Raw genomic sequence first — 26,229 nt, forward strand, 5'->3', positions numbered from 1 at the left:
TAATATTCTATTGACTAACCCCATTATGCACAGCCCGCAAGCAAGCCTTTTACCCAGTTGAATCCAGCGAAGCTGGGCTGGCTTTGCCAGTATTCAACAGGAGTAGATGTGTCCAAGTCTTTGTTAGCATTGAATAAAATGCGCTCGCAAATTAACTCAGAAAGTTGAGGCAACTAACTACTAAAATTTGAAAAAACAGGAAGTTGAGAACTAAATAATGAATTTAAGAAATCAAAACTGGCTTGTAATACGACTTAGCGCCCTGGGAGATGTCGTCTTAACTACGGGAGTTCTTGCCTATCTAGGCCAAAAATATAATTTAAACTTTTATTTTCTGACCAAAAAAAGCTTTGCTCCCGTGCTTGAAAACAACCCTTATGTTCAAAAAACCATCTCGGTAACCAACAAGGATTTAAGTTTATTGGCCTGGCTCAAACGGATTAATGAATTAAAAAAAGATTGTGCTCATTTTGGTCTCTTGGATTTACATCAAAATTTAAGAAGCAAAATTTTAAAACCTATCTGGCCCGACCCTGTTAAATCCTACCCCAAATTCAGTTTAACCAGGCGGGCTTATCTTTTAACCAGAAGCAGCATGCTCAAACAAAGGCTAAGCTTAAATGTCCCCCAACGCTATGCCATGGCTTTGTGCGACAACGCACCAAATATTTCCGACCTTCGTCCCAGAGTCTATCTAACAGAGGAGGAAAACCTCTGGGCGCAGGAATTTGTGGCGAAAAAAGATTTAAAAAGTCCTATTATCTGTCTACATCCCTATGCCACGCACCCGGCCAAGTCCTGGCCTGAAAAATACTGGCTAAAACTCATTGAAATGATGGACAAGCATAGCCTGTCCTGGCTTGTTCTGGGACAAAATAAAAGGCCACTTATCCCTGACCATCCCCAGGACCTGACCAACAAAACAAATTTAAGGCAAACCATCGCCATCCTGGCCAGGTCCCAACATTTAATCACTAACGACTCAGGCCCCATGCATCTGGGCACGGCAGTGGACACTCCTGTCCTGGCGTTGTTTGGTCCCACAAGCAAAGAATGGGGCTTTTACCCTTCAGGAGAAAAAGACATTGTTGTTCATCTACAGCTCCCTTGTAGCCCCTGTTCTTTGCATGGCCAGGACAGATGCAAAAATGACTATAGGTGTATGCGTAATATCAGCCCTGAAATGGTCTTTAAACTACTTTTGAAAAGAATAGCAGCCTAAATCCGGTTTAAATAACCCAAAACTCAAAACTGCCTGCAAAAACGCAAGTTTTAACAGACGCACTTGGGAGGATAAAATGCGCCCTCTTTATTTTGACTATAATGCTACAACCCCAACCCATCCCCAGGTTATAGAGGTAATGCTTCCCTATTTTAATGAACACTTCGGCAATCCTGGCTGCACTCACTCCTATGGTTTGAGCGCCCAAAAAGCCATGCAAAAGGCAAGACAGCAGGTAGCCGACCTTATCAATGCAAGTTTTGAAGAAATAATTTTCACTTCTGGCGCCACCGAATCTAACAACCTGGTACTGCAAGGTCTTTTAGAGCCCGGAGATGAACTAATTGTGTCTGCTATTGAGCACCCTGCCATTTTGAATCCGGCCAGAGCCCTGGCCCGGAATGGAATCGACCTAAAAATCATTCCTGTTGATCACGACGGAATAGTTAAACTTGATATTCTAAAAGAATCCTGCACAGAGAAAACTAAACTTATCTCCATCATACTTGCCAACAACGAAGTGGGTACCATCCAGCCGCTTAAAAAAATTACATCTTGGGCCAGAGAAAAAAATATCCTGGTCCATACAGATGCTGCCCAAGCCACGGGCAAAATCCCCGTTGACGTCCAAGACCTGGGCGTAGATTTTTTAACCATAGCCGGGCACAAATTCTACGCACCAAAAGGAGTTGGCGCTTTATTTATCCGTAAGGGAGTAAATTTAATGCCCATTTTATATGGCGGCGGACAGGAAAATGGCCTTCGTCCAGGAACGGAAAACATCCCTTATCTAGTGGCCTTAGGTCAGGCCTGTGCCTTGGCTCAAAACGACCTTAATCAAGAAATCAAACGGCAGAAGGAACTAGGAGAAATTTTTCTATCCGGCCTGAAAAATTTAGACTTCGACTTCATCCTTCACGGCCAAGATGCACCCCGCCTGCCTAACACCATGAGCGTTGGATTTAAAAATCTTCGGGCAGGTGATATAATTTCAGGGCTTATTACCTATGAAGTAGCTGTCTCTGCCGGAGCAGCCTGTCATTCTTCCGGGGAAAATGAACTTAGTTATGTTCTTAAGGCCATGAATGTGAATGAAGACTATGGCCAGGGGACCATAAGGTTTTCCTGGGGTAGAATGACGGCAAAAGATGATGTGCACGAACTTTTAAGTAGGCTTAGAATTGTCTTAAAATCTTTGACCTAAAATTGTTATTCTTAATTCGAAAGGTAGCTAACAACCTTAAAAGGGACAAAATTTGTCCATGGCTAACAAAAATTGTCCCAAAATCATCCCTCACCCTCCTATTCACATTGAAATATATGAACTTTTATTTTGGCACAAAAAATGTATAGAAAACAATGAAAGTTAAACCTTAAAACTCAAAATAGGAGGGACCCATGAGACTTGCCAAGAAAAACGAACAAGGTTTTACCTTGGTGGAACTTTTGATCGTCGTGGCCATTATCGGAATTTTGGCTGCTATTGCTATACCGCAGTTTACAAAGTATAAAGGAAAAGCCGCTGCTGGCAATGCCGAAGCAACAATAAAAAACTGCATGAATGAGTTAGTTGCCGAGTTTGCAGATAACGGAACCACTTCTGCAACTTGCTCAGTTGGCAGTAGCAGTGTTTCTTTGAGTGCCGATTCCCAAACAGGTGAAATCACTTCTGGCAACGCTACAGTCACAGTTAAAAATATAAAGGTAGACTGCAGTTGGACCAATACAGGCGTAACTTGCACTCCACAATAACTTCTTTGTTGCTTCCCGCCTTCGGCGGGAAGCAACTAGTCAATAAAAGGTAGATAAAAATGAGTACAATCGTCGAACTTTCCATCTTTCCTCTTGGCAAAGGCGCTAGTTTAAGTCCTTATGTGGCTAAAATGGTAAAAATCATCCAGGATAGCGGATTAGATTATGAACTTGGCCCGATGGGCAGCTGTATTGAAGGTGAATGGGATGAAGTTATGAAAGTAGTGGACAAATGCTTTAAAACCATGGAAGCCGATAGTGATCGGATTTATGTCAATTTAAAGATCGACTATCGCAAAGGCAGAAAGGGTGGCTTGAAGCAAAAAGTGGAATCCATTCGGGAAAAATTAAATTCGTAACTTGCAGTTCACTAAAAATCTCCCATTATCACCCACCACTAACCCAAGTTAAGTCCCCTCTCAGTTCAATTAGTCAGGGGGCTTTTCAAGTATCTTATTAAAACAGTTCTGCAGTTTATAAACACTCTACTTCAGCGCATACTTTTTGGGATTTATTCCATATTTTTTTACCTTATAGTTAATCACTCTATAACTGGCCCTAAGATCCCTGGCTACCTGAAGCATATTCCCTTTGGCCTTTTTTAAGGCTTCTATCAAAAGCTCCTGTTCAAACTTAGCCACTGCCTCCACAAAAGGAAGTTGTGTATCAGTGGCTGAGCTCTCAGCTGTCTGTAATGTTGGTGGGAGGTGATAGGTACGAATAACTTCTTCATTACAAATTAGCACTGACCGTTCCAGACAATTTCTCAACTCCCGGACATTTCCCGGCCAGTGATATTGGGTTAAAAGATCTATCGCCGGAGTAGAAATCCGCTTGATATTCTTATCGTATTCCTCACAAAAGACATTCAGAAAATGTTCAGCCAGAGGCAGAATATCTTCTCTTCTTTCCCGAAGCGGAGGTATAAAAATGGGGAAAACATTAATCCGGTAATAGAGGTCTTCACGAAACCGCCCCTGTTCAATGAGACTTTCCAGGGGCTGGTGAGTGGCGCAAATAATACGCACATCAACCTTGATGGACTTTTCACTACCCAATCGTTGGATCTCCCCCTCCTGAATGGCCCTAAGTAGCTTGGCCTGGGCCTCGGCACTGAGCTCGCCAATTTCATCCAAAAAGAGAGTTCCCTTATGGGCCAATTCAAACCGACCTTTTTTCTGCCCCACGGCCCCGGTAAATGCACCCCGTTCATATCCAAAAAGCTCACTTTCTATAAGCTCAGAAGGCAGAGCTGCACAGTTCAGTTTAATAAAAGGCGCATCCTTGCGTGGACTTAAATTATGGATGGCCTCGGCCAGAAGCTCTTTTCCTGTTCCGGATTCTCCCCGAATAAGAACCGTGGCCCTACTTGGCGCGACCTGCATAATTTGGCCCATGATAGTGGCCATAATCTTGGAAGTAGCAATAATCTTATTCTGGGCTAGTTCCTTGGAAACAGGCAGCTGAGATAAATCTTTTAAATAAGCATGACCACTTAGACGCGTAATTTCATCTTGTAAGAAAGATGTATGGCGAGCAATAACCAGGGCCAGGACCTGCAAAAACTCGCAGTGCTTCTTAAGCTCTTGTTTGTTCTTTTTAGGGATGTCTACACTTAAAACGCCCAGAATTTCTATCTCGCCCTCACTATTTTTTCTAAGCACAGGGACGGAAATGAATGATAGTTCACTTAATTCCTGAAAAGGACGCCCAAAAGCCAGGTTTAAAAAATTGGGGTCATCTTTCATAACCGGAACAATTATGGGCTTACCAGTTTTAACTACCTGGCCGGTAATCCCCTGACCTATAAGATATGAGGCTTTGGGTATTTTCTGGTGGCCAACATAGATGCTGAACTCAATTTTTTGGGTTTTAGGATCAAAAATGGCCAACGATATGCGCTTATAATTCAAATCCTTGGCTGTATTCTGCAACAATCTTTCCAGGCTTTCGTGGAATGAGTCCTGGCAGCCAATTTCCAAAAGGACCTCATATAATGTAGAATAAAACTCCATAGCCCTGTTTATCTTACCCTTGTTTATCTTATTTGAATTTATTTTCGGTTTTTATCGATTGAACTAGTTAAATTAAGTTTACCCGGAACACGAATTACGGGTCACAAATTCTGCTCCAAGTTCTATGGCCTTTAAATTTACATCCACAATTTTAGGTTTAAGATATGTTTTTACCCCCTTTGCCAGAGCATCAAAGTCAAAAGGAAGAAGGCCGGCCGCAAACAAGGCACCTAAAAGGACCATATTGGCAGTCTGAGGGACAGAAGTTTTAGACGCTAATGTTAAACAAGGGACAAAATAAGCCTTGCCAGTGCAGGTAGTACAACTATCTTTTATCTTTTCCACACTGGGATACTCTTCTTTGCCAGTAGCCACACTAATAGGCAGTATAGGATCTTCACTACTCACGATCACCCCGCCAGGCTTTAAAAAACTCAAGGCTCTTAAAGTTTCCAAAGGCTCAAAGCCAAGAAGAATATCAGCTTCGGCTTCAGAAATCTTTGGGCTTAAATAACCACCTAAAAGGACAAAAGAATGGACCACCCCGCCCCGTTGGGCCATGCCGTGAATCTCTCCGGCCGTCACCTGGATATCATTATCAAGAGCAATATGGGCCAAAAGGTTTGTAGCGGTTAATGTCCCCTGGCCCCCAACGCCAGTAAAAAAGATGCGCATCAAGCTCATTTATCTACCCTCGTTATTTTGCTTCGCCGTTATTTGACTTCGGCGTTATACCCTCATTAGCCTCTTATCCCATTAACCCATTAGCCTTTCGCCTCTCTCACTTTACCTTTAATATGCTTACAAATCTGCACGCAGAGCATACAACCGATACAAAGAACAGGATTTATTTTAACTTCTCCCTCATGAACGTAAAATGCGGGACAGGCTAAGTTCTGCACACATTCCAGGCAATTATCACAGGACTCATCTATGTAAGCTATTTGTGTAAATTTACGTCCCAAAACACGACGAGCGTATAAAGGGCATGGATCTTCTGCAATTAAAACCCGTACCCCTCTCAATTCTTTGAACTCCTGTAAAGCCTTTTGCACGGCTTTCTGATTCAAGGCCTTGACCTTACGCACATGCTCTACCCCACAGGCCCGAACAATGGGCTCAATTTCCAGGCTGGTTGGACTTTGGCCATGTATAGTCCTGTCGACTCCCGGGTGGGGCTGGTGGCCGGTCATAGCAGTGGTCCTGTTATCTAAAACGACCAATAAAAGATCATGGTTATTATACACTGCATTAATTAATCCGGTTATACCGGAGTGAAAAAAAGTGGAGTCACCAATAAAAGCTACCACTGGCTTTCCTATAGCCCGTGCCATGCCTGATCCTGCTGAAACCGATGAACCCATGCACAGCAAAAAGTCAGCCATTTTAAGCGGTGGCAAAAGGCCCAGAGTATAACAGCCAATGTCATTTGAATAAACAGCGTCGTCACCAAATACCTTTCGCACAGCATAATAAGTGGACCGATGCGGACATCCAGGACATAAATTAGGTGGCCGCTGAGGAAGATCGGCTACATCCTGGTTCCAGGACTTAACTTGAGGCAAGTCATTATCTAAAGCCTTTGCCAAAACTTTAGCAACAAGCGCAGTTGAATATTCACCAAACAAAGGCAACCCATCATTTTTACCAAAAATCTGAACATCCAGACTATTTTTTTGAATTAGTTCCCTAACCTTATTTTCTAGTAAAGGCTCCAGTTCTTCGAGAATAACAACTTTCTCTACGCCTTTTAAAAACTCCAAAATCAAATTTTCCGGCACTGGATAGGTGAACCCGAGTTCCAGTACCTTACACTTAAATTGCGGATGCTCTGTCAATATATCCTTGAGGTAAGTCCGGCTGATTCCAGAGGCAATAACTCCCACATTTCCCGTGCCCCAGGTCCTGTTCAAGGGAGATTTTTCAGCCTCTCTTTGCAATTCTTCCAATTTTTCAAGCAAAACGTGATGGCGCACCCTGGCGACAGCAGGCACAGGAACAAAACGTCCGGGATTTTTAGCAAAATCACCCTTGCCTACCGCTGTTTTAACAGGTTCAATGGCCGCAAACTCTACTGGCCCGCGCAAGTGATTAACCCTGGTGGTGGTACGTAAAAGAACAGGCTGCTCATATTTAACTGAAATCCTTAAAGCCTCTTTGGTCATATCTTTGCATTCCTGAGCAGTTGCCGGCTCCAAACAGGCCAGGCCAGCCAGTCGGGCATAGTAACGATTATCCTGTTCATTTTGACTGGAATGACATCCAGGATCATCTGCACTCAAAATTACCAGTCCACCCGGGGTGCCAATATAGGCCAGGGTCATTAAAGGATCAGCCGCCACATTAACGCCCACATGCTTCATGGTCACCAAAGATGGTACACCGCCTAGTGCTGCCCCGCCAGCCACTTCCATGGCAACTTTCTCGTTCACTGAATATTCAAAATAATAGTCACCCTGCGGGGCCAAACGATAAAAAGTATCTGGCACCTCTGACGACGGAGTCCCAGGATAGCATGAAACAAAACCTATTCCCGCCTCTATGGCCCCGCGCACAATGGCCTCATTACCCAGAAGAAGATGCCTTTCGCCGCTTCTGTCTTCAAGCAAAATTTGCGACATAAACTGACCTCACTTTTTACTCATGGCACATAGCCAGCTAATACCAATTCTTCTCTGCCTAGGAGTTTTTTGCTCAATGCTAACTGCTTATTTTTTTCTTTAGTGTCTGAATCTTATAGTCAAAAAACTTTGTCTCGCCACCTTGGACGCTTGCCTTTAACTCTTCATAAGCAGCCAAAGCTTTGGCCCAATCTTTGGTCTTCTCAGCCAGAAACGCTATTCTCTGAGCTACTTGTTCATTATATTCTTTGGGAAAAGCTTCTTTATTTTTCTCTAAAACTTCAAGGGCTTGGGCATATTGCTTGTTCAACTCCAATGCCTTGGACTGACCCAAAACAGCAACGCGTTTAAGGTGTTCATCTACTTCCTGCGCTGTTGCCAATTCACCGAAAACCCGAGCGGCCTGCTCGTAATCCTTGTTTTGTATATAAATTCTGGCCAATTCTAACTGTACACTAATTTTTAATTCTTCAGGAGCAACTTTCAGAAAACCTTTTAGGGCATTGACCTTGGCTTTATCGTCCTTTTGAGCTAAAATTTTTCCCAATTCATTAGTTGCCTTTTCCTGCCGACTCTGCTGATAAAAATTATATCCAGAATACAATCCTGCCGCCAGAACAATAGCAGCAATAGCAAAGCCTATTGGTTTGATATTATTTAAGATTTTTTCTAAAAACGGATGAATGGTTTCATCTACCTCTTCTTCGATTTCCTGGATCAAATTTTTTTCCCTTTCTTTTTCTGACATTTTTCCTCCGGAGCTAAAATTTAATTCTCATTTAGCTTACTTTAGTTAGCCATGGCCACAGTTTCTACAAAAAAGTCTTTCAACCAAATGACGAATCAAGAAAAACTGTTGTAATTTAACCTATTGACTTAACTTTAAAATTCGCCAACCCAACCATGCAACATTTCGGATACCACTTTTTGCAGGCGATTGACTTAAACAATATTGTCAAAAAGGTCAAAGGTTATTTATAATAATAGAAAAAGTTCTTGGAGCTATAAAAAATCGATTGAGAAGAAATCTAAATTGAGGAAAGGAGGAAAAAATAAAAAGAGCGGGTTTGCCCCGCTCTTTTTTAATGATCATATAATTATTTAATGATCACATACATTTTGACCTAGTTCCAGTTTTTTGTCCAAGTAAGCCTTAACAATCTCTTCCGGCTTTCCGCCTTTTGCTCCTACCACGACTTTAACTCCCTGCTCAGTAAACAAGCTCTGGGCCCTGGCCCCCATACCACCGGCAATAACAAGATTTGCACCCTGTTCACTCACCCATTTGGGCAAAACACCCGGCTCATGCGGAGGAGGAGTTAAAAATTCCACGCCCAGGATCTCTTTTTTTTCCGTATCCGCTGTAACAAAGGCAAACTTCTCACAATGACCGAAGTGCATACACAACTCACCACCAGCCGTGGGAATTGCTACTTTTATCTCTTTACCCTCGACTTCTGGTAGTGAGCTTTCTACCGAAGAAACATCCTTTTGCTCTTCTTGCAGTGTCCCGGCCAGCTCCAGAATAGGCTTGATTATTCGTCCTAAAGCCTTGGCTGTTTCACTTTCATGATGGGTTTTAACATAGATATATCCTTCATCTCCGGACCTTACCACTTCCGGATCCATGGGGATGCTGCCCAAAAAGTTCACTCCCATTTCCCTCGCCAGGGCTTCACCGCCACCAGAGTTAAAAATGTCTACCCTCTCACCACACTTGGGACAGACAAAACCACTCATGTTCTCCACGATACCTAATATGGGATTTCCTAATTGGTGACAAAAAGTCACTGAACGACGCACATCGTCAATGGCCACGCCCTGGGGAGTTGTGACAATTACTGCATAGGCAGAGGGTCCTATCAATTGCAAGGTAGACAGTGGCTCATCACCTGTGCCCGGAGGACAATCCACAACCAGAAAATCCAGGTCACCCCAAGCCACGTCCTCAAGGAATTGCTTGATCAAGCCCATTTTTACCGGACCACGCCAGATTACAGCCTCTTTATTATCCGGCAACATAAATCCCAATGACATAACCCACAGGTTCTTGCTCCAGGGAACCGGTTCAATATAATCCTTTTCAATATGCGGTTTTTCATTGCTCAAGCTAAGAAGCCTGGGGATAGACGGGCCGTGCACATCCACATCAAGCAGGCCTACCTTTTGTCCCGCCATGGCCAGACCTACGGCAATATTAGCTGCAACCGTGCTCTTACCCACTCCGCCTTTACCAGATAAAATAACCAGTTTGTGTTTAATTCGACCCATTTTTTTCTGTAACTTATCTTCTTTTTGGGTCGCGCAACCTCCTCCCGAACATGATCCACATTTGTGTTCTGCCATATCTTCTCCTCCTAACTTTATAACTCTCTCATTTAAAGTTTATTCTCTAATGGCTTAATAAAGTCTAGTGTTTGGCTATTTTGAAATCTATAGAGTCTGCGGCCAAACCACATTTTGACTACCAGATTAAAAATCCTGGTTTCTTGAAAGCATTGCAAAGGGCTGGGGCCAGGCATTTGCACCAACATAAAAGAAATCAGGATTGACAAAATTATAAAAAATTGTCCTCTGAGTAAGGTTAGGCCACGGAATCCATAAAGTATGATCTCCCAATCGGCATCCTGATATAATTGTAAGGTATAAATATATAGTTGCATGAGCAGTAAATCGGCTCCGAAATTTAGCACTTAATAAACGCAAAACCTTAAATGTAAACTAAAAAGTCATCATTTTCTGCCAAATCTTTTCAATTTCTTTTCCCAAACCGTGAGGGTCAAACTCTACCACAGACTTTCCTTCAATCTGGGCCCGGGTAAATTTTATATCATAAGGCAGGCTGCCCAATACGGGAATTTCTGCCTTATGACAATAATCTTTAATCCGCTCGCTAATCGAAACATTTATATCTGCCTTGTTTAAAATAACCAGGCACTGGATATTGAAATGCTGCGTCAATTCATGAACACGACGCATATCGTGTTCAGCAGAAATAGTCGGTTCCACAACTATTACAGCCAGGTCAGCATTGGTCAAAGAAGCAATGACCGGACAACCAATACCAGGCGAACCATCCACAAGTACTAGCTCATAACCATACTCCCTAGCTAACTCAGCGGCTTTTTTGCGCACTGTAGTGACCAATTTACCGGAATTTTCCTCACCAATGCCGAGGCTAGCATGAACCATGGGGCCAAACCTGGTATCGGAAACATATAAATAACCACAATGGCTGGGCGACATTTTGACCGCATCTGCAGGACAAACATATGCACATACTCCACAACCCTCGCAATGCTCAGGCAAAACTTTAAAACCATCAGATATGGCGCCAAAACGACATTTTTCTCTACATTCTCCGCATTCAATACATAATTCAGGATCGATAGTTGCCTTTTCTCCGCTGATAAAATCGTGTTTTTCTTTTATTTGTGGATGCAGGATAAGGTGTAAATCTGCCGCGTCCACATCGCAGTCTGCCAGGACTTTTTTCGGCCCCAGAGCAGCCAGGCTCGATACAATACTGGTCTTTCCAGTCCCCCCTTTGCCACTGATAACCACTATCTCTTTCATCGTGCTCCCCCTAAACCATCAGTCAGCTTGTTAATCTCCATCCACAATCCCTGGTATAAACCCTTAAATTCCGGAAAAGCATCCACTAACAATTTTCCCTGAGAATAGGCCTGTGCAGCCTCCTGCACATGGGGGAACCTGGCCAGCACAGGGATGTTTTCTGCATCCAAATATCGCAAAACAGCATCATCGCCCATACCGTCTCTGTTAATGACCACCCCAAAAGGATAGTTTAGTTTGCGAGTAAGTTCTACGGCCAGTTTCAAGTCATTAAGGCCAAATGGAGTAGGCTCGGTGACCAGAACAACAAAATCCGCCCCTTCCAGGGATTCAATCACCGGGCAACTTGTCCCCGGAGGACAGTCCAATATCTGCACATCACCAGGATTTGCATATTGTTTTACTTTTTTAATCAAAGGCGGGGCCATGGCTTCGCCAATGCGCAAAAGGCCACTGTAAAACTTTAGTTTATCCTTCCTGGCGTGACGAACAGTGCCGAGCTCTCTCTGGCCATCCAGCACAGCCTGAGCAGGGCAAACAAGCTTACACAGTCCACAACTGTGACATAATTCCGGGAATACCAGCACCTCACTGACCATCCAGATCAATGATTTAAACCGGCACTCCTGAACACACTTTTTACAGCTTTCGCCCAAACATTTTTGAGTATCTATTTCAGGAACCGTCACGTATTCTTTAAATTCCTCATCAAATTCTTGCATAAGAAAAAAATGGGCATTTGGCTCTTCTACATCACAATCAATAAAGCTGACTTCTTTTCCTTCTCCCATTAAATACCTGGCCAGATTAACAGCAACAGTGGTTTTGCCTGTGCCTCCCTTGCCACTGGCAACTGCAACGCGCATATCACCTCCTAAAACTTACGGGTCATTGGCGCCCCACAAGACGGACATTTAGTATCCACACAAGGCACTCCAGGCTGATGTTGGGCCTCGGCTCCGCATTGAGGGCAAACACACACAGCACCAGGAGAAGAACAACATTTGCCCATGCCCTGGCCTTTTTGCCCTTGGCCTCTACCCATACCTTTCCCCTGACCACCGCCACAACATCCTTGTCCCTGTCCTTGCTTATTATTTCTATTCCACACCATGCTCCACCTCCGTTTTTTGAAGTTAAGAAGTTAGGAAAAATTCCTCCCCTCCTATCTTCCTCACATACATACATATAAGGGCAGGATTCGGATATTATCCTGCCCCATGCCAACTGAAACCCCTTAGCCATTAATCTCGTCCAGTCTTTTCCTTAAATATTGAAGTTGGTTTTCAAGGGCGTTTATTCTATAGCTGATAAGATTTTTTTCATCTTCAGTACTCATAGACGCCGGACCATATCCGTATCCACGCCCCAACCTGCAGCGGCCAAGCCTGAATCCCCGGCCTCGGCCAAATCCTCCGGCCAAACCGAATCCTCTTCTGCTAGCAAGTCCACCGCCAAAACCGGTGCAACGGCCCAAACCACGGCCTGTCTTTGCTCCTTGACCGATTGGTCCTGTTCCATCAAAACCTGGCATTTTATTACCTCCTTTTTTTAATATTGAATGTTAAATGTTTAATGTTGAACGAAAGAAAACGTCGAGCGTTGACCCTAAATTAGAGGCAGGTATCTAAGCAGCCACCTGCTTTCTTCTAATTCAACATTCATAATTCAACATTCAACATTACCAGTGCCCTGGCTTATCTGCTTCCTCGGCCTTGTTTAACCGACCATTTCTAAAGTCATCTATGGCCTGAGCTACTGTTTTAGATCTTACCAGATAAACATCAATACCGCCCTTTTCCAAGGCCAAAAATGCCTTGGGTCCAACATGGCCCGTAATCACAGCCTTTGCTCCTGTCTGAGCAACATTTTGGGCGGCTTGAATCCCTGCTCCCTGGGGCAGATTCAAGTTTTGATCATTTGACACATATTCAAATTCATCCGTGTCCAGATCATAAATAATAAACCCCTGGGCTCGGCCAAATCTACTGTCCATAGATGCATCCAAACTATTGCTTTGAGCAGTTATAGCTATTTTCATTTCGACCTCCTCCTTTTCCCTGCCTCTGCTGCCTTCTTCTAAAATGACATCCCGCCCCACTCCGGCAACCTGGCATGGTCAATTTATCCAAGCTGTTATTCTGAAATGCGGACAAAACCTGTTCAACTGTCCCAGCGATCCATGGGATGACCAGAATGCCTACATTTTGTAGTATACGAATGGTGCAACCGCTAATTCCACCACAAATTAGAATATCTACCCCGCAGGATTTCAGTAATGAGATCAAACCAGGCAGATCTCCTAACGGGAGGGAGAGTTGGCCTGCGGGGCAAATTTCATTATTTCCCAATTTAAACAGTAACAAATCCGACGCATTATCAACTATAGCAGCGAGACGTTTGCCGTAACAGGCCAAGCAAATTGTCTTTTCTTCATGCTCATTCATCATCCTGTCCCTTAATTAAGCACTTTCGGTGCCAAACATTTTTTTCAATAATTTCAGGAGAATAAAAAAATCGGACTGTCTGAGGGAAATTATTATGGGCTAATTTTGCGCCCACAAAAAAGGTATGGCGGGCTAATTTTGCGCCATTTTCTGGCAAGGTGAGCATACGGCGAAGGGTCCTTAAGATATTTTCACAGTTCGCCACAGTTAGGGGAAGTAGAGGCACGGTGACCGAACCCTACCTAATTTCTTCAAATACTCAGGGCGCAGTATTGAAACGCAAAAAATTCAAAGCTCATACCAAGAAACAAAAATTTATTTTGCTTCTTTACTTCACACCTCAAAAAATTTTGAAAAAATTAACATTATGAAAAAGTTAAAAAAATTTGAAGGACTGTTACAAAAAGTAGATAGGAGTCAATGCCAAAGAAGAGCAGATTTCAAAATTTGACAAACCCGATCACAACCTATTGATAAAATTACCTCTAAACTACTAAAAGAAAGCCAGTACTGGTATCATGAGTAGAGCTAGCCCTGGGGGCCGGCTCGCTTTGCCTGCCAACCCCAAGCAGACATCCTAGCGGACAGAGTCTTTAACATCAAACACTAAACTGAAAACAAAGGAGTTGCCGTAAGGTAACCATAGTCAAAACTATGAGCCGACGGACAGAAACCCCATACAAGCTTTAGGGTCGCAAAGGTGCAAGACTTCAACAAGACTACCAATCAAAACCACACACTAGAAAAAAATAACCATCTGCTCAAACAAACCAGACACGGAGCATCAATTAATGCAGTTATTAAAGCCGATCCAATATTTTTTTAACCCAGAGCAATTTTTTTAAAAAAATTGCTTGACAGTTTCGAGCCCTTTATCTATTCACCCTTTCTCCGGTTGACGGATGAACTCAAATTGCCTGCTCCTAGACAAAAAAATTGAAAAAATTACTTGACATACGACACGGATAAAAATAAAAATATTCTCTCTGCGTTGGGGGATCGTCTAGCGGCAGGACGACGGGTTCTGGCCCCGTTAACCAAGGTTCGAATCCTTGTCCCCCAGCCATAAAAATATATGCGTCCCCATCGTCTAGCCCGGTCCAGGACATCGGCCTTTCACGCCGGTAACGGGGGTTCAAATCCCCCTGGGGACGCCAAATATTTCAAGGACTTACAAAACTCCAACCACTCCCAACACCGCTCAGGTTGGAAAAAAGGTTGGAAACTTTTTTAAAGCCTCTAACCACTAGAGGCTTTTTTATTTTTGAACTCCAAAACCTTGCCCCCTTTCTTCTTGCCAAAAATCTCATCCAGACAGATTTTTACACCTCTAAGCTCATGTAGATACCTTGCTGTTGTGTGTGAGCTTTTATGCCTCAAAATCCGCTGGATTGTGGTCAGGGGCACGTTGTGGGCATCTAACCATGAAGCAGTCAAATGGCGGATAGAATGATAACTGAAAGCCTTAACACCTGCCTTCTTGCAAGCCTGTTTTAGCCACTGATGGCGTGCAACATACGGCTTGCCCTCATCATTAACAAAAACATGCTCATACTGGCCATATTTGCCTCTATGCCTGAGCAATGCCTCTCTCAAATCCTGTGTCATAGGAATAGAGTCTCTTTCTTCCATGCCGTCTTTGCGTTTCCTGGTGGTTAGCCAAATTTCATTGTTAGCAAAATCCACATCTGACCATTTGAGCTTAAACACCTCATTTCGCCTTGCTCCTGTATGCAGAAAGCAAAGTAGCATTGTTCGGTCGTCATCATTCATCACTTCCATTACTTTCTCAACGTCTTCCATAGGTGGGACATACCTGGGCTTTTTGGCATATGGAAACTTCGGGACAAGGGCAAATGGGTTGGAAACCTGCGGCCAACCTGAAATGAATTTCTGCCCCCAGTTCCAGGCAGCTATAAGATTCTTTCTGTCCTTATTGGCTGCATAACCGGTATTCTCTTCTGCCCGTTTTTTGAGCTTGTTCAGGGCAAGTTCAGGAGTAACCCCTTCAATACTCATATCAGGGTCAAGACCTTCAAAAAAACGCTTGAAGGCCAATTTCTTTTCCTTAAATACCCTGTCAGTCATTCTTGCCTTGCAGAAGTCCAGATATTTCTCTGACCATTCAAGCAAACAGACCGTATTTATCGAGGCTCTGGCCTTTATCAGCTTTTTGGTCTTTACCTCGAACTCCATCGCTTCGTCTTTGTCTTTGAAAACCTTTGTAATACGTCCTTGTGGAGTTTTTAAATCCACCACCCATTGAGGCTTCCCTCTGCGCATCCTCTTGTAGGGCATTGATTACCTCCTCTATTCGTTTTTCAAAGAACCGAAGCGAACCTGCCAGCTTGACACCGCCAAGCAGACGCCAGTTGCTATATACCCAACTTCTAGAAACTCCAAGCATTTGAGCCACCTCAACAACGGTTAATGGGCGTCCTAAATTTTTGCTTATCATCCCCAAATCCTCCAGCGTGGAGACCCCCGTCTTTAGGCGTGGGGAGGGAACACCTCCCCTGCCCAGACGGTGGAGTTACCTCCGACTTCTCGCCTTACGGCGGTTAAGGATGCCTCGCCAATGTTAGATGGGCTTGTCATGCCGGCAGCACTGTCCCTACCCCGACAGGACTGTTTAACCGCCAGCGGCAGAGCCTGGAGCTGGCTACGCACCCCAGGGTGCCATGACCCACCTAACGTAGTCCCTAAAGGACTCAGGCTGGTCAGCTTCGGGGCTTACATGCCCCCGCCTTTAGGCGTGGGGTCGCTGACCAATTTCCCTCCGACTTTTACAAAACAACGCGTTTTGTCTTCGACACGAAGGCGAAAAATGTCTGGGAGATAATTATGGATAGAAAAAAAGAAAAAACCGCCATTATAGGCGGTCTTTTTATGTGCCACCGACTTTCCTGGCCGGAATAATCATTTCCTCACCTGAAAAATTGCCAACCGAATTTGCCAGTCAGGAAAAACAAAAAAAAGGCCACCTCAGCAAGGCGGCCTTGACGTAAACAGCGACTGCCCCAAAAGAACAGCCCCCGAACTCCTTCTACCCTTGGCAGATGAGTAGGTATGTTCGGCGAACGCCAACCAAAGATCAATTGATCGCTTTCTTGATCGCGGAAGCCGCGGTAAACTTGAGGGCTTTCCTGGCAGGAATGGTTATTTCTTCTCCTGTTATTGGATTGCGACCCTTACGCTCTGATCTTTGAACTACCTTAAGGGTTCCAATACCCGGCAGGGCGACCTTGCCATTTTCCTTCAATTTGGCGGCTATTGTATCAAAAAAATAATCATAAACCTCTTTTGCACAAGCGGCAGTCAATCCATATTTTTCGCGCAAATCTTTAACAATGTCCTTTTTACGCATACAGACTCCTTATTCTGCCTCTTTTCTTCTCTTTTCCCACAGTCTCATACTCTGCATCTTTTTCCTTCTTTCCCTGGCCAGCCCTTTGGCAACCAAAGAAGTGTTCTTTTTATAACCCCACTTTTCTTTGTATTCTTCTGGGGTTAATTCGTGAAAAGCAAGATGTTTCTTTGTTAAAACCTTGAAAGACTTCCCGCATTCCAGACATACAATACTTTTTTCACGAATGGCTTTCTTTGGGTCAACCGGGGGGCTTAAAGCTTCTTGTTTTTGTTCTCCTTTCGCTACGTTTCGGATACCTTCTGCAAGTGATTTGACCATAGATGTAATTTCATCTTCGGTCATATTACGAACACTTGCCTGGGCCTTAACAATTTCTAGCGCTTGTTTTAGGTACTCTTCCATAATTGCCTCCTTATTAATAATTATTTTTAGAAACAACGCAAAACAGCGTTGTATCTATATCAAAAAAAATGAGGAGGCAACATGACAAGAATTATTTTTGACTCAACATTTTTATTAAAAACAGGAATTGCAGAATTAGCAATCCTCGTACTTTGGATTGCTATATGGATTTTTTTTGATACAAAATTTATGCCTTTTAACATATGGATTGGTGTGGCAACGGTTATGCTTTTTATGGCCTGTTTCAGAATATATCAGTTTATCCAGGCCAAGCAAAAAGTTGACAGCTTGAATCAAAAGAATTTCTTCTCTGTATCTACAGATTTTCTAAAAAATATTCTTAAAAAAAATCCAGATAAAATATACCTGGGAAAAGGCTATGTTTGGGAAAACAAGCATATACAAAATTATCATCAGATTTTAGCTTTGCCTGAACGTAAAAAATATATTGATTTAGAATCAAAGGCAGGTGGGTATGAGTTCGTGCATAACCTGGGACTTGATGATGAAAAAGATATTATTGTCCCCAGAGATGAAATGCAACATACGATCATTGCAGGAACAACCAGAGTGGGTAAAACCAGGCTGATTGAACTACTGGTCTACCAGCTTATTGCAGCCGGTGAGCCTGTCATTGTGATCGATCCCAAAGGTGATGCCGATCTTCTTAATAGCATCTATGCCGCTTGTGTGGATTGTGGCAAGGAAAAGGATTTTAAATATTTCAGTCTGGCACATACAGGCAATTCATCCACCTTTAATCCCCTCTCTAATTACGGGTCTGCTTCGGATATAGCAGACAGGGTAGCATCCATTATGCCTTCAGGCGGTGATTCAGAGCCTTTTGTCAAATTTTCCTGGCAGGTTCTTGAAACTATAGCGTCTGTCCTGATTGCCATAAACGAACCCATTAACCTGGAAACACTCCAAAAGTATTCGCTTGGCGGTATGCAGGAACTGGTAGACTTGGCAAAAGAAAAATTAAGCTCTCTGTCCTATGAAGTGAGAGGATATGCTGAAAAGTGCATTGAGCGCTTAGAGGAACAAGCAAGTCATCCAAAGGACCATTTTCAGAAAATGATAACGTCATTAGGTCCTGTATTAACCGCCCTGAATTCAGGCGATGCTGGAAGGCTTTTAAATCCGGAGGAAAGCGACATTCACTGGCAGGATGTATTGGAAGAAAAAAAGGTTTGTTATTTCTATCTGGCCTCCATGCTTAAAGGACAGGTGGCTGAAAATGTGGGCAAAATGGTAGTACAGGACTTCTTATACTTCATCGGTGAACTATATGCTTTTTCCAATCCCTCTGGCAGGATCAACCTGATTATTGATGAATTCTACAATGTGATGTTTCCCGGGTATGTGGACATCTTAAACAAAGCAGGTGGTGCAGGTGTTAGAGTGTTTCTGGCAATGCAGACAACCAGCGACATCATTACTCAATCCAGCGGATCAATGGCCAAGCAGATTTTGGGAAACATCAACAACAAGATTTATCTTCGAGTGCCTGAAAAGGAATTGGCTGAGGAATTTTGCGGGCTGTTTGGAAAGGTAAAAATCCACAAGATTTCCAGGACCAGGAATGTAGGTGCAGATGCAAAATCACAGAATGAGCTTTTTAGAAGCGGGTACGCGGAACGTCTGGAAGAGGAAGAAGTGGATTTGATAAATCCTGAAATGATAATGCACCTGCCCAAAGGCCAGGCTTTTGCATTTAACCAGGCCAGAGACCCGTACAAACTTCGTTTTCCCTTGATTGATAGAACCACCCTGCCGAAAGTCGATTTTGCCGAAAGTCTTCGTGAACTTGATAAGGATATTTCACCTATCAATTTGGGCCCAGGTTGGGCAAATATGGACGGTGCTGAGATTGAATGGGTGGAGGAGATAAAAAAATAAATAAGGGGCAAAATACAAGAAAATAATTAATAAAATAGTTAATATATTTAACAAATTAAGCCTCTTTATCTTTCATGCTTTATATTTAAGCATGGCACAATAGCCTCTTATGATAATTTCTTTGTTTGCGCGCAAAACCAATCAATAATGATGCTCTATATTTATAAGCCTAAGCAATGTTTACATAAAATTTCTTTCACTAGCTTATTATTAAAAATTTATTGGTCCAGATTAAATTTACAATTTTTTTTTGCTATTTTCTTGACACAAAAAGAATTTAAGGACTATAGTCTAATTTAATTATTATTAAGTGTGTGAACTTAAGGCAACAATAACCTGCGGCGAAGATGGTTACTCAACTGAGCTGGCATCTATCTCTTCACTCTAGACTTCACTAGGACCCACCTTTGGTAAGGATAAGAACTACGTATAGATCACGTCAAAAGCATATACCTCATTTCGCTCTACTTTAATATTGCAGAACAAAATATTACGGCTTGTAGTCCATTAACATAGGATCACGCACAGGGGACTTTAATCCGATATAAGCTCATCTCCATTGACTGGCGTACAGAAGCCAATGCACCAGATCACCAAGCCGCTGCGCTTCGCTTACGGTCTTGTCGGCTGGTGTCTTCTCACATTAAGGAGGGTAGGATGTCTTACTTTGTCGTAGTAACATTTGATCTTAAAAATGCAGATTGGGATGATTATGAAACCGTATATCAGGAATTTGAAAAAATTGGATTGGATAAAAAAATTATTTCTAGTGAAGAAAATAAAATTTTATTACCAAGCACAACTGTAGCTGGAATGTTTGAAGGTATTTCTTCTTCGTCTGTTAGAGACAACATAATGAATAAATGCAAAAAAATCTTTAAATATTTAAGACTCCATGGACAGATTTTTGTTGTAGTGGGTGGCAATTGGAGTTGGAGACATTTGCCATTTTGATTGTAATTAAAAATCTCTAACAATTCGTTTTAAAAACTGTGATAACCAACAAAAATAAGAAAAATTCTAATCGGGTAGCCGTGGGTCTTTCTCCCCCGGCCCCCACAACATCCTGCGTGCGGGTCCGCACAGTCCATTTCATCAAGATTACTGATATGTAGTCTGTTAGTCGAGATGAAGATGGTATTTGCATAAATGGATATTGAGAGACTGGAAAGGTTATCCGGGAACAAAACAACCTGAACAAGCCGGTCCATATATCAGCTGCAAAAAAATGAATTGGTGATAGCGGCAACTTGAACCAGCTAGGACGGAAAAAAGTCAAGTCCTGTATAAACAAGCCCTGAGAAAAGGTTTTTCTACAGCTCTCGTTAGAGCTAAAAAAAAATTATGGCAAGAAAAGGTACATATTATATTGGGCGTGTATTAAAACTTGGCATTCTCGACCAAGATAAATTGATTTATGCCTTTAACAATCCAGCAGTAATTCAATTTCGTGGCAACTCTTGGACTTTTATCGATGTCAATGAGTACAATCAATCCGGGCATCGCTATATTTTTGGAAAATTGAGCAAATTTGTACCTGAAGGTGAAGTAGATGTTGTTGATACTGATACAAAATCTGGAGAGAAACGCATAGAGCCAAATTTAATCTTGGCTTCAAGCCCATTCGTGTACATTCCTAAACACTCAGGAATTTGCTTTCTTAATATTTCTAACAAAATAGAAACGAATATTTTTATACGCAGATTCTGCGATATTGTTAAACGGACGCACAAAAATTTCTTTGTTGAATGCGATATTGATTTAATTTCTGACCTAAAAACATTTTCTGCAAAGCTATCATCGCTAGATGGCATTTATAAAATATCGGCAAGTGTCTCACCGCCAAACCCTCTTTTTAGCCCACTCTGGAAAAAACTAGAGGAGTATCTGAAAAAACGAAATACCGATAAAATGTCTGTCATTGAAGATGCACCTATTGCAGACAATTTAAAAACTAAACTACCGTTACTAGTCGAAAAGGCGGCAGAGCAATCAGAAGATAAACAGTTCATCCCTGAATTTGAAGTGGATGTCGGTGACGCTGCTATACTTATGGCAGCAGACGGTTACGGAAAAGGCATAGTAAGAGGCAGGAGAAATGAAGAGATTGTAGTCATAAAAACCTCTGAGACAGCCTTAAATTTTTCATTCGATCAGGAACCAGACCCATACGAGTTATACTTAAAAGCTCTTGCAATATTAGAAAAGGTAAAAGCATCACGACATATGGAGCATGGTAAGTGAGGCGTCTTATCGATATAAAGCGCATGATACTAATTTCACCAGAACTATGCGTTATCTTATTAGTCGTCCTACTAAACATATATGCAGAAAAACCTATTAATACGCTAGGTTCTTTGTTTAAAACAAACGACGAAATTTGGAAATTTTTACCGTCACTCCCTCTTTTGTTTTCTGGGATTGCCTTCAAAACCTCAAGCAAGGTCAGAGCCCCCTTGGATACTGGTAGCAATAAAGCATTATATGAATGGCCTCTCTACCATATGGTTACGGATCGCATATTATTGAGTAAAATTTATTGCTTAGTCTGTGGTGCAGGAGCAATTTCTATATGGCTATTCTGCAAACAACTTCCTGAATATATAATTGCCTCTATATTTCTACTCAGCACAATAATCTCTGGCGTCACGGCCCTTCTTATGCACGACGCCGCTCAAAAAATACGCGAAATCTTGGAGTTACATTCATGAAAAGCTCTAATCGGGTAGCCGGGGTTTTTTTTCTCCCCCAGCCCCCACAACACCCTGCGTGCGGATCCGCACAGGGCGTTTCATCAGGATTACCGAGCCGTATCCGGGTAGTGAATCTTTACCCACTGTTCTTTGACAGAAATCAATCCTTGCTCGTACAGCCATTTATTGGTCATACCACTTTGGGCTGCAAGCGTCCGGGCTAAGTGCCAGGGGCCTTTTCAGCTTAGTGCTGTAAGTATGGCCTGTCTTTTGGGTGTACCTAACTTGAGAAGGTTACGGACTTTGGTGCGGGTATAGCGCCATTGTTTCCAATAACACATCCTTATCCGCCTACGTAGCCATTCATCTATCTCCGGGATTGGCCGGTAATACTCCGATATCCCGTAATAGTTCATCCAGCCACGTACATATTCCGCTAACTTTCTATACCGGTATTCCATAGACACAAACCAGCTCCTTCCAGTTAACAGGCGTATTTGCCTTTTAAACTTTTGAAAGGATTTCTCACTCCACCTGATTTTGCCCCGGATGAAGACAAAACCCAGGAAACTGCATTCTTCCACTGGAGCCACTTTACTTTTCTGTTCATTGATAGTGAGTTTCAGTTTATTTTCCAGAAACCAGCGGATACTGTTCATCACTCGTTGTCCAGCCCTTAAGCTTTTCACCAGAATGATGATGTCATCAGCATACCGGCTGAAGCAATGACCACGCTTTTCAAGTTCCTTGTCCGCATCATCCAGCAGGATATTTGCAAGCAAAGGAGAAAGCGGCCCTCCTTGTGGTACTCCCATTGTTGTTCTCTGTAATCGTCCTTTGACCATGACGCCAGCCCTTAAGTATTTGCCAATAAGATGCAGAACTCGCTTGTCCTGTATCCGGCGAGATATTCGGTGTATCAAAACATCGTGATTTACCCGGTCAAAGAATTTTGCCAGGTCAAGGTCAACAGCTATTTTATAACCCTGTTTGATGTATTTCTGCACCTGTTTTACCCCATCATGAGCTGACCTTCCTGGTCTGAAACCACAGCTTGACTCAGAGAACCCAGGGTCAAATATTGGCCCCAGTACCTGAGCGATGGCTTGTTGAATTACTCTGTCCAGCACTGTTGGAATGCCCAATGGTCGTAGGTTGCCATCAGGCTTTGGTATTTCAACACGAAGTACAGGAGAAGGCTTATACTTTCCTGCAAGGATTGATGAGCGTATATCAGACCAACATTCGCGGAAGGCATAGGGGAATTCATCTACGGTTATTCCATCAATCCCAGGAGCGCCTTTATTGGCACGCACCTGTTTCCATGCTTCTTTGATATTGTCGTTGGATAATATACACTCCAACAGGTTTAGACTTGAGGCTGGTTCTTCCATGTAACGCCTGTTCAAGACTCCCCCGGTCGGGTTCAAAGTATGTTCAGAGTTCATAGATACCTTTCCTCTTCCTGATGTTCAGCCCTTCACCATGTCCAGGGTATTACTCCTGGCATTTGGCTACTATGGCGTCTGCTGACTCCTGTTTTCTCACCATACAGATTACTCCCTATGGCGCTGCAAGTTCTGTTTTCTGTCTGCTCATCTTTGTTTCGTATTTCACAGACAAGGCAGATCATTCCATTGTCTGTGCCGGGACATTATACCGGTGGCCCCTGCCGGTGTTCTCACTGGAAACAAAATCTTGCCGCATGGAAAAACAGGTCTCCCCGGATAAGAGCGTGAACTTCCGATGTTTGATCCGCGCTATTTACCGTATCTCCTGTTCCCTGGACTTTGACATGTTGTGCTGTCTTATCCGAAGACTCGGCCTTATATGACGTTTCTGTTCGTCGGCCCACATCTTTGCGCTCCGGCTTCCTTCAGACCTTACCTCGAGGTAAGACCCTTGCCTTTGGCTAGTAATTTGGGCTAAATTATTTTAGCATAGGAACCCTTACAGGGGACTTGAACCCCATAAACTCACGCCCATGCCGGGCGTACACAAGTCAGTCCACCAGACCGCCAAACCGCTCCGCCCTTCGGGCTTGCGTCTTGTCGGTTGGTGACTTTTCACGTTATGCAGTATTAAGGAATAAATAATGAACGCCAAAGAATTTCAAAAATCAATTACCGAAGAGCTAAACGTCGTAAAAAATCGTGTTCGCAATTTAATAGGTAGTCGCCATTGGGCAGAAGAAGGAAGGTATAAGGAAGCGATACTAAAGAATATATTGCGCAAATTCCTGCCAAGTAATATTTCTATTGGAACAGGTTTTATTGTTAATGCAAATGATCCTAATAACATAAGCAAACAAATTGATATTATAGTTTATGACAATGCCTATCCTGTACTTTTCTGTGAAGGAGATTTTATAATAACAACAATGGAGAATGTAAAAGGCATAGTTGAAGTAAAATCAAGTATTGGAAGAGGCAATAACACTTTCCAATCTGTAGTCCAACATTTTGATGAAACTCTTCAACCTATACTTATACAAAATGCCTTTGAAAACAGAGAATTATTTTTAGGTATCTTTTCGTTCGAATTCAATGGAAATATTGCTTCTGATCAAATAGATGATACTCTACGTCAATCAGCCAAGAAAGTTAATCATATATCATTAGGTAAAGATTATTTTATTCGCAAATGGAGAAGCCAAGATGCCAATAGGCTTGATCCGCCAGTAACTGACTGCAATAATGATTTCTATAATATTTATAAGATATCCAACCTTTCATTTTCCTACTTCATCGCTAATTTAATTGATATTGCTTGTGGTGGTTTAAATGATAGATATTGGTTTTCATTCCCTATTGAAGGAACTAAAGAAATTCATAGAGTTAGAACAATATGTTTAGAAAATGCATAACAAATCGCTGTTATGTAAAAAGTCAAGCGCCTGAGTGAAAATTTTTTCGTTTTCCATCTAATTTTAGGGTATAGAAATCCATTGTCCATTGGAATAGACTCTTCTGGATGTTATGGGGTTGTAGAATAAATTTAATGCAAGCTATTGTTAACGGCCAGAAATTTATTTTCTGCCGCATGACATCGAATCAACATAATTTTGTTGTCAGCCACTTAATCTTAAGCCTAACGAATTTTATTAAAAAGTTGTTTATTTTTGTTTAGTGTTTTCATAGCTGTGTCCTCCTAGTTTCTTGTAGCTTTTCTGTACTCCAGGGGGACTAAAATTGGAATTACTTTTTAGCATAATGTCTGCACTTGACCGCCAACCCCGCTGCGCTTCCTTTGCGGATTTGTCGGCAGGTGACTTTAGTCGATAGACAGACTGCGCAAGCACGGTCTGTCTATCGGGGCTGTAAGATAGAGATAACTTGATGGATCAGGAATCGGCACAAGCCTCCATGACTATTGCACAACTTGGACCTTGGATAATCTCCGCTATTGCCTTACTTCAAATATGGGTTATCGAGATTTGGCGTAGGTTCCGAAAGCCGACTATTGCAATTTACGAATCCGGTAATATTGAACTAGGGTACTCAACATTGGGACCAACCCTTGGATTGATGGGCACTTTACGTGTTTTGCATAAAAACGCATTTGTAGAACGCATTTATGTTCAGATCACACGTGTGCGAGATTCCGCAACACATACATTTAATTGGCGTTTCTTTAGGTCTCCGACAATTGCCCTCAATCAAAGTGACCCAATCCGTCTTGAAATGGCGTCAAGTTTTCTCCTTACACAAAATAACCCTTTCAAATATAATATACTTTTCGTAGATGAAACTTTCATTTCTGAAAATGCTCCCAAGGTAGGACATATACCTGCAAAGTGGATCGAATTTCGAAACCAGAGAATTCAAGAATTAGAACAAGAACACGGTCATGATATTATGTCAGCATTAATTGATAATCCTCTTCTGCTTGAAACTTTTTTCGATCAGTTCTTCAAAGATCCTGAGTTGGTAAACGCATACACAACGCTTGATAGGGCTTTCTACTGGGAGACAGGCAACTACTTGATGTCTATTATTATGGAGTGTTCACGCCCTAATCAGATATTTACAAAAAATTTGAAGTTTTCTTTATCGGAGGAGGATGTGTCACTTCTTCGATTGAATTCAATCCCAACACTCAAAGCTATGTGCGGGTTTAATGTTGTATGGAATTTCGCATATCCTGAATATAAAAAACTATAGCAGCCAATCGAGTAAGCAACTGTGTTCTTTGTCAAGTGTTAATAAGCGGCAAATTTAATCTGAATA

At 42.5% G+C, this 26,229-nt stretch carries 27 protein-coding genes and 2 tRNA genes; 14 read left to right on the plus strand and 15 right to left on the minus strand.

The window, feature by feature from the left end; translation table 11 throughout:
- The first annotated feature begins 217 nt into the window (after positions 1-217).
- From AC3WVG_RS06440 to AC3WVG_RS06455, 4 genes are all read left to right on the plus strand, one after another.
- A complete protein-coding gene (locus AC3WVG_RS06440; RefSeq protein WP_488797344.1) occupies positions 218-1,222 on the plus strand; it encodes a glycosyltransferase family 9 protein in 1,005 nt (334 codons plus the stop codon).
- Between the two features lie 76 nt (positions 1,223-1,298).
- The gene (locus AC3WVG_RS06445) at positions 1,299-2,426 is read left to right on the plus strand and encodes a cysteine desulfurase family protein (RefSeq protein WP_488797345.1); all 1,128 of its coding nucleotides are present in this window, start codon (positions 1,299-1,301) and stop codon (positions 2,424-2,426) included.
- 194 nt (positions 2,427-2,620) lie between these two features.
- Positions 2,621-2,974 carry a prepilin-type N-terminal cleavage/methylation domain-containing protein gene (locus tag AC3WVG_RS06450; RefSeq protein ID WP_488797346.1) on the plus strand — a complete coding sequence of 118 codons (354 nt, stop codon included), beginning with the start codon at positions 2,621-2,623 and terminating at the stop codon, positions 2,972-2,974.
- 59 nt (positions 2,975-3,033) lie between these two features.
- On the plus strand, positions 3,034-3,333 hold the full coding sequence (locus AC3WVG_RS06455) for an MTH1187 family thiamine-binding protein (RefSeq protein ID WP_488797347.1): 300 nt from the start codon (positions 3,034-3,036) through the stop codon (positions 3,331-3,333).
- 126 nt (positions 3,334-3,459) lie between these two features.
- Here the strand turns inward: AC3WVG_RS06455 and AC3WVG_RS06460 are convergent, their stop codons facing one another.
- The 11 genes from AC3WVG_RS06460 to AC3WVG_RS06510 form a co-directional block, all read right to left on the minus strand.
- The gene (locus AC3WVG_RS06460) at positions 3,460-4,989 is read right to left on the minus strand and encodes a sigma-54 interaction domain-containing protein (protein ID WP_488797348.1); all 1,530 of its coding nucleotides are present in this window, start codon (positions 4,987-4,989) and stop codon (positions 3,460-3,462) included.
- A 78-nt stretch (positions 4,990-5,067) separates the two neighbouring features.
- Positions 5,068-5,673, minus strand: a complete 606-nt coding sequence (locus tag AC3WVG_RS06465) for an indolepyruvate oxidoreductase subunit beta (RefSeq protein ID WP_252379546.1) — start codon at positions 5,671-5,673, stop codon at positions 5,068-5,070.
- 80 nt (positions 5,674-5,753) lie between these two features.
- Positions 5,754-7,610 carry an indolepyruvate ferredoxin oxidoreductase subunit alpha gene (gene iorA, locus AC3WVG_RS06470; protein ID WP_488797349.1) on the minus strand — a complete coding sequence of 619 codons (1,857 nt, stop codon included), beginning with the start codon at positions 7,608-7,610 and terminating at the stop codon, positions 5,754-5,756.
- 79 nt (positions 7,611-7,689) lie between these two features.
- The gene (locus tag AC3WVG_RS06475) at positions 7,690-8,358 is read right to left on the minus strand and encodes a tetratricopeptide repeat protein (RefSeq protein ID WP_488797350.1); all 669 of its coding nucleotides are present in this window, start codon (positions 8,356-8,358) and stop codon (positions 7,690-7,692) included.
- Between the two features lie 353 nt (positions 8,359-8,711).
- On the minus strand, positions 8,712-9,956 hold the full coding sequence (locus AC3WVG_RS06480) for an iron-sulfur cluster carrier protein MrpORP (protein ID WP_488797351.1): 1,245 nt from the start codon (positions 9,954-9,956) through the stop codon (positions 8,712-8,714).
- A gap of 375 nt (positions 9,957-10,331) precedes the next feature.
- Positions 10,332-11,186, minus strand: a complete 855-nt coding sequence (locus AC3WVG_RS06485; protein WP_488797352.1) for an ATP-binding protein — start codon at positions 11,184-11,186, stop codon at positions 10,332-10,334.
- Entirely contained in the window at positions 11,183-12,052 is an 870-nt protein-coding gene (locus AC3WVG_RS06490) for a P-loop NTPase (protein ID WP_488797353.1), read from the minus strand. Before AC3WVG_RS06490 ends, AC3WVG_RS06485 begins: the two co-directional genes overlap by 4 nt.
- Before the next feature lie 22 nt (positions 12,053-12,074).
- Positions 12,075-12,431 carry a hypothetical protein gene (locus tag AC3WVG_RS06495; protein WP_488797354.1) on the minus strand — a complete coding sequence of 119 codons (357 nt, stop codon included), beginning with the start codon at positions 12,429-12,431 and terminating at the stop codon, positions 12,075-12,077.
- Complete coding sequence (locus AC3WVG_RS06500; protein ID WP_488797355.1) at positions 12,424-12,720, minus strand: DUF5320 domain-containing protein; 297 nt, start codon at positions 12,718-12,720, stop codon at positions 12,424-12,426. Before AC3WVG_RS06500 ends, AC3WVG_RS06495 begins: the two co-directional genes overlap by 8 nt.
- A 147-nt stretch (positions 12,721-12,867) precedes the next feature.
- A complete protein-coding gene (locus tag AC3WVG_RS06505) occupies positions 12,868-13,227 on the minus strand; it encodes a NifB/NifX family molybdenum-iron cluster-binding protein (RefSeq protein WP_488797356.1) in 360 nt (119 codons plus the stop codon).
- Positions 13,196-13,636 (minus strand): NifB/NifX family molybdenum-iron cluster-binding protein, encoded by a 441-nt coding sequence (locus AC3WVG_RS06510; RefSeq protein WP_488797357.1) that lies wholly within the window; start codon positions 13,634-13,636, stop codon positions 13,196-13,198. The genes AC3WVG_RS06505 and AC3WVG_RS06510 overlap by 32 nt, the downstream gene beginning before the upstream one ends.
- Before the next feature lie 989 nt (positions 13,637-14,625).
- Here AC3WVG_RS06510 and AC3WVG_RS06515 point away from each other — a divergent pair.
- Both AC3WVG_RS06515 and AC3WVG_RS06520 read left to right on the plus strand, forming a co-directional pair.
- Positions 14,626-14,699 (plus strand) — tRNA-Gln (locus AC3WVG_RS06515).
- A gap of 13 nt (positions 14,700-14,712) precedes the next feature.
- A tRNA-Glu gene (locus AC3WVG_RS06520) sits at positions 14,713-14,790 on the plus strand.
- A gap of 82 nt (positions 14,791-14,872) precedes the next feature.
- Here the strand turns inward: AC3WVG_RS06520 and AC3WVG_RS06525 are convergent.
- Complete coding sequence (locus AC3WVG_RS06525) at positions 14,873-15,931, minus strand: tyrosine-type recombinase/integrase (RefSeq protein WP_488797358.1); 1,059 nt, start codon at positions 15,929-15,931, stop codon at positions 14,873-14,875.
- 280 nt (positions 15,932-16,211) lie between these two features.
- Between AC3WVG_RS06525 and AC3WVG_RS06530 the strand changes: the two genes are divergently transcribed.
- Entirely contained in the window at positions 16,212-16,475 is a 264-nt protein-coding gene (locus tag AC3WVG_RS06530; protein ID WP_488797359.1) for a hypothetical protein, read from the plus strand.
- 252 nt (positions 16,476-16,727) lie between these two features.
- On the opposite strand, the gene AC3WVG_RS06535 is transcribed toward AC3WVG_RS06530, so the two are convergent.
- Positions 16,728-17,000 carry an HU family DNA-binding protein gene (locus tag AC3WVG_RS06535; RefSeq protein WP_488797360.1) on the minus strand — a complete coding sequence of 91 codons (273 nt, stop codon included), beginning with the start codon at positions 16,998-17,000 and terminating at the stop codon, positions 16,728-16,730.
- A 9-nt stretch (positions 17,001-17,009) separates the two neighbouring features.
- Positions 17,010-17,405 (minus strand): Ros/MucR family transcriptional regulator, encoded by a 396-nt coding sequence (locus AC3WVG_RS06540; protein WP_488797361.1) that lies wholly within the window; start codon positions 17,403-17,405, stop codon positions 17,010-17,012.
- 81 nt (positions 17,406-17,486) lie between these two features.
- On the opposite strand from AC3WVG_RS06540, the gene AC3WVG_RS06545 reads away from it, so the two are divergent.
- The 4 genes from AC3WVG_RS06545 to AC3WVG_RS06560 all read left to right on the plus strand — a co-directional run bounded on the left by AC3WVG_RS06545 (position 17,487) and on the right by AC3WVG_RS06560 (position 22,224).
- Positions 17,487-19,307 carry a TraM recognition domain-containing protein gene (locus AC3WVG_RS06545; RefSeq protein ID WP_488797362.1) on the plus strand — a complete coding sequence of 607 codons (1,821 nt, stop codon included), beginning with the start codon at positions 17,487-17,489 and terminating at the stop codon, positions 19,305-19,307.
- A 657-nt stretch (positions 19,308-19,964) separates the two neighbouring features.
- The gene (locus tag AC3WVG_RS06550) at positions 19,965-20,261 is read left to right on the plus strand and encodes a hypothetical protein (RefSeq protein WP_488797363.1); all 297 of its coding nucleotides are present in this window, start codon (positions 19,965-19,967) and stop codon (positions 20,259-20,261) included.
- Positions 20,262-20,651: 390 nt separating this feature from the next.
- Positions 20,652-21,551: a DUF4747 family protein gene (locus AC3WVG_RS06555; RefSeq protein ID WP_488797364.1), complete on the plus strand. Its 900-nt coding sequence runs from the start codon at positions 20,652-20,654 to the stop codon at positions 21,549-21,551.
- A gap of 463 nt (positions 21,552-22,014) precedes the next feature.
- A complete protein-coding gene (locus AC3WVG_RS06560) occupies positions 22,015-22,224 on the plus strand; it encodes a hypothetical protein (RefSeq protein ID WP_488797365.1) in 210 nt (69 codons plus the stop codon).
- 15 nt (positions 22,225-22,239) lie between these two features.
- Here AC3WVG_RS06560 and ltrA read toward each other — a convergent pair whose 3' ends face one another.
- Positions 22,240-23,448, minus strand: coding sequence for a group II intron reverse transcriptase/maturase (gene ltrA / locus AC3WVG_RS06565; protein ID WP_488797366.1), 1,209 nt, complete (start codon positions 23,446-23,448; stop codon positions 22,240-22,242).
- Between the two features lie 71 nt (positions 23,449-23,519).
- Here ltrA and AC3WVG_RS06570 point away from each other — a divergent pair, with 71 nt between their 5' ends.
- The 3 genes from AC3WVG_RS06570 to AC3WVG_RS06580 all read left to right on the plus strand — a co-directional run bounded on the left by AC3WVG_RS06570 (position 23,520) and on the right by AC3WVG_RS06580 (position 26,163).
- Complete coding sequence (locus tag AC3WVG_RS06570) at positions 23,520-23,834, plus strand: hypothetical protein (protein WP_488797367.1); 315 nt, start codon at positions 23,520-23,522, stop codon at positions 23,832-23,834.
- 261 nt (positions 23,835-24,095) lie between these two features.
- A complete protein-coding gene (locus AC3WVG_RS06575; protein WP_488797368.1) occupies positions 24,096-24,866 on the plus strand; it encodes a DUF6602 domain-containing protein in 771 nt (256 codons plus the stop codon).
- A gap of 472 nt (positions 24,867-25,338) precedes the next feature.
- Complete coding sequence (locus tag AC3WVG_RS06580) at positions 25,339-26,163, plus strand: hypothetical protein (protein WP_488797369.1); 825 nt, start codon at positions 25,339-25,341, stop codon at positions 26,161-26,163.
- Positions 26,164-26,229: the final 66 nt, after the last annotated feature.

It is taken from the genome of Desulfovulcanus sp. (genome assembly GCF_982781345.1).